Consider the following 3312-nt stretch of genomic DNA (forward strand, 5'->3'; position numbering starts at 1 on the left):
TTTTGACGTGATCCGAACCGCATTGCGGGCATAGCACTGAGATCTCGGCCATACAATAACCTTATAAAAAGCAAATATCGATATTATTCTACAGATTTTACGGATAAACCACGTCTAGAGCACTACCCAGCCTCGATAGCCCTGGGCAGCACTCCAGGCTAGGGTACGGTCTAAAGCTTCAGTGGCTTGGCGGGTGGCTAGCATTGGTGCAGAGTGCAATCTATTCGAGGTGTCATTCACTTGCTAGGGATGGTCGATCCCGAGGCGAGCCAACAGCGTCTCGCCGATCTGATTGAAAGTGTCCCGGCAGCGTGCCACGGCCTGAATCTGTCCCCCACCAATCCCATCGGCCTGTTTGAGATTGAAAATCGGCTTGCGCGCCTGCTGGGCAATGGGGATTAAACTGGCATAGTGTGGAATGAGCGCGAGGCAGTGCGCATCCTGCTCAAAGGACAGGGTGGTTTCGTCAGGCACTTCGGCAAGAACCGAGCGGCAGTACTCGGCGGGAATCGCCTGCGCCCAGCGGGCATAGCCCGCGACAGGTCGATCCGCGCGCGCCAGATGCTGCTGAACCAAATAACCGAGCGGCAGGAAATCATGGGGGGGCAAGGTCTCTTGAGGCTTGCCAGCCAGACCTCGCTCGCGCACCGTCCCCCAATCACGTCGCCATTCGCGCAAGGTCGGCCCGACATTGCGCAATCCCTGGAGGCTAAACAGATCTGGCGCCACCGGCAGCACCAGATGATCACAGGCCAGCAAGGCCGCCCGGTTCAAGGCGCCCAGACTCGGACCGAGATCCATAATCATGATATCCGCACCGACCTGCTCGGCGGCGAGGTTTGACAACAGATCAAGCGATGTTGTCACATCCAATGCGCGCTCATTATCAACGGACAGCGTTTTGGCAAACTCCTCGGCCAAGGTCTGCTCGAAACGGCTGAGCGCGAGATGTCCCGGCAGCAGCCAAAGTCCATCGGCGACGCGCTCCAGGTCAGGCGGGAGTACGTCGCCCTTGCCGCGACGCACGGGCTCCAGGCAGCCGGTCACAGTCGCGTTGGTGTTACCCTGCTCCCAGATCTCGAACAGGCGGACTTCGTCGAGAAAAATCGCGGAGATATTGCACTGTGGATCAAAATCGAGCACAACAACCCGCACCCCACGACCCGCCAGAACATGGGCGATGTTGAAGGTGAGGGTGGTTTTGCCAACGCCGCCCTTGTTGTTGAAGAAGACGAGCGATTTCATGACCGAGCGTGCAGGATCAGCCGCGTGAAGCCATCGGTTTCGATCTCCAGGGGCGGATTGCCGTTCCGCTCCAGCAGCAGTCGCACGCGGCGAATGCCCCGACCGAGTTGTTGCACATAGCCCATGTCCACCAAACCAGCGGTGATCACAGGATTGCGGTAATCGGAATGCGCGCCAAACTCACCCTCGCTGGCGCGTCCGAAAGGGCCGCCGGGATTAGAAAATTCAATATGGGTACGAAACCACTCGATGCGTCCGGGGGCGTGGGTTCCCTCATAGCTGCGGTGCTGCACCAGATTACGCGCCAATTCTTTCAATGCCTCCATGGGATATTCTGGCAGATAGCGTTCGATGATGCCCTGGTTTTCCCCTTGCTCGGGTACCGAGGCCAAATGCGCGCTCATCTGCGCCCAGACCCCTTCCAACTGATCCGCCAGAGTTCCGGTGACCGTCTTGCGCGCTACGACCTCGCTGTCGATGTCGTGCCCCGCATAGCGGACAAACTCCACCTTGGCACCCGGCAGCCAGGACTGAGGATTCACCCCAAACAGCAGCAGTCCTGCCGAGTTCGGGCGCCAGACTCCGGCCACGGGACGCCCAAGCTGGCGTTGGGTAAGCCACTGCTCAAGGCTGGGAAAGGTCTCCTCGTCGAGATCATCCATCCGCTCGGCTTCATATTTGGCGCGCAGCAAGCTCAGGTTAAGATCCTGCAGTGTCGAGGCGCTCATGGGACGCAGATCGAAGGGCTGGCTGTGCTCGGGTCGTCGCTCGTTCAGGCGCGCCAGATCGGCTTGGGTGGCGCGGCGTGTCGAACTGCCCTGGCGCACCCAAGCCACGCCATCCACCATCACCACCGGCGGGACGGGGTAGGGAATGACTGTAATCACCAGCAAAATCGCAGCCTTATCCTCCTCCTCAACAACGGCGATGTCGAAGCTCGGTGTCGGCTGGATCTTGGTCGAGCGCAGCCGGTTCGCCAGATCCTGCTGGATCTGATCGAGCTGCCGCACGTCAATCCCGCGACATGTGCCATCCTTGTCCAAGCCGATCACCAGCCGACCTGCTTCGCCGCTACCGCCAAGGTCATTTGCCAGCGCGCAGGCAGCCCGCAAAATGCCGTCACTGTCCTGAGGAGAACGCTTCCATTCGATACGCTCTGTCTCGGCACGAAACCAATCGGCATTGTTCATTTGATCGAGTCCAAAAAAACAGCGGCGTTTAAGCCCGTTCAAATTCGTCCAGCCAAAGCTGGCTCATCAGCATGAAATAAAGCATGAAATAATGCCAGCGGGTCGCCTTGCCTGGTCGGTACGCCAGCACACGCTGGACGAAGACCGGATTAAATAGCCCCGTTTCCCGCAGGCGCGCGTCACTTAACCAGACTTTGGCTAAGGGTTTGAGTTGCTGATGAAAAAACGCTGGTGCATTGACTTGGAAGCCGCTCTTCGGGCGACTCAGGATCAACACCGGTAGCACCGGCTGCAAGACCTCGCGCAGCAAGCCCTTGAGCTGCCCATCGGGCATCAGCGCCTGCCGCCCCCATTGACCAACGACGCCGGCCAGCGGCTGATCAACAAAGGGCACCCGCACCTCAAGCCCGCGTGCCATGCTGACCCGATCCTCCTGCCAAAGCAAGTCGTTGACCATCTTCTCCCGCCACTCAAATCGAGCCGCTGCCGTGACTGGATCAGAATCCTCCGGCCAGGTCGCCTCCAGTCTTTCCCAGGGATCAGGCAGTTTCGCATCCAGCAGGCGTGGCCCGTAGATCAGGCGTCGTAAATCCGGCCTGTCCCAGAGATTGCGCAGCAGACCATAGACACGCGGTCAAGCACCCAGTGCCGCCAACATGCGCGCCGCCCGCTCCGCTTCGGTCCAAGGCAGATGCGCGGCACGCCGCACAACGCCTGCCGCCGTGTCGCCCAGGATGTGATTGATCCAGCGGTAGTGCTCTAGACGTGGTTTATCCGTAAAATCTGTAGAATAATATCGATATTTGCTTTTTATAAGGTTATTGTATGGCCGAGATCTCAGTGCTATGCCCGCAATGCGGTTCGGATCACGTCAAAA

General features: G+C 59.0%; 3 protein-coding genes. All 3 read right to left on the minus strand.

Going from position 1 to position 3312, the window contains the following annotated elements; translation table 11 throughout:
* Nucleotides 1-243: 243 nt before the first annotated feature.
* Genes CCR96_RS13525 through CCR96_RS13535 form a run of 3 tightly spaced genes read right to left on the minus strand, consistent with a single transcriptional unit; the run spans nucleotide 244 to nucleotide 3054 of the window.
* On the minus strand, nucleotides 244-1245 hold the full coding sequence (locus CCR96_RS13525; protein ID WP_201220654.1) for a ParA family protein: 1002 nt from the start codon (nucleotides 1243-1245) through the stop codon (nucleotides 244-246).
* Complete coding sequence (locus tag CCR96_RS13530) at nucleotides 1242-2435, minus strand: RNA-binding domain-containing protein (protein WP_201220655.1); 1194 nt, start codon at nucleotides 2433-2435, stop codon at nucleotides 1242-1244. Before CCR96_RS13530 ends, CCR96_RS13525 begins: the two co-directional genes overlap by 4 nt.
* Before the next feature lie 28 nt (nucleotides 2436-2463).
* Nucleotides 2464-3054, minus strand: coding sequence for an asparagine synthase-related protein (locus CCR96_RS13535; protein WP_201220656.1), 591 nt, complete (start codon nucleotides 3052-3054; stop codon nucleotides 2464-2466).
* Nucleotides 3055-3312: the final 258 nt, after the last annotated feature.

The sequence above is a fragment of the Halochromatium roseum genome (genome assembly GCF_016653315.1).
GTDB lineage: Bacteria > Pseudomonadota > Gammaproteobacteria > Chromatiales > Chromatiaceae > Lamprobacter > Lamprobacter roseus.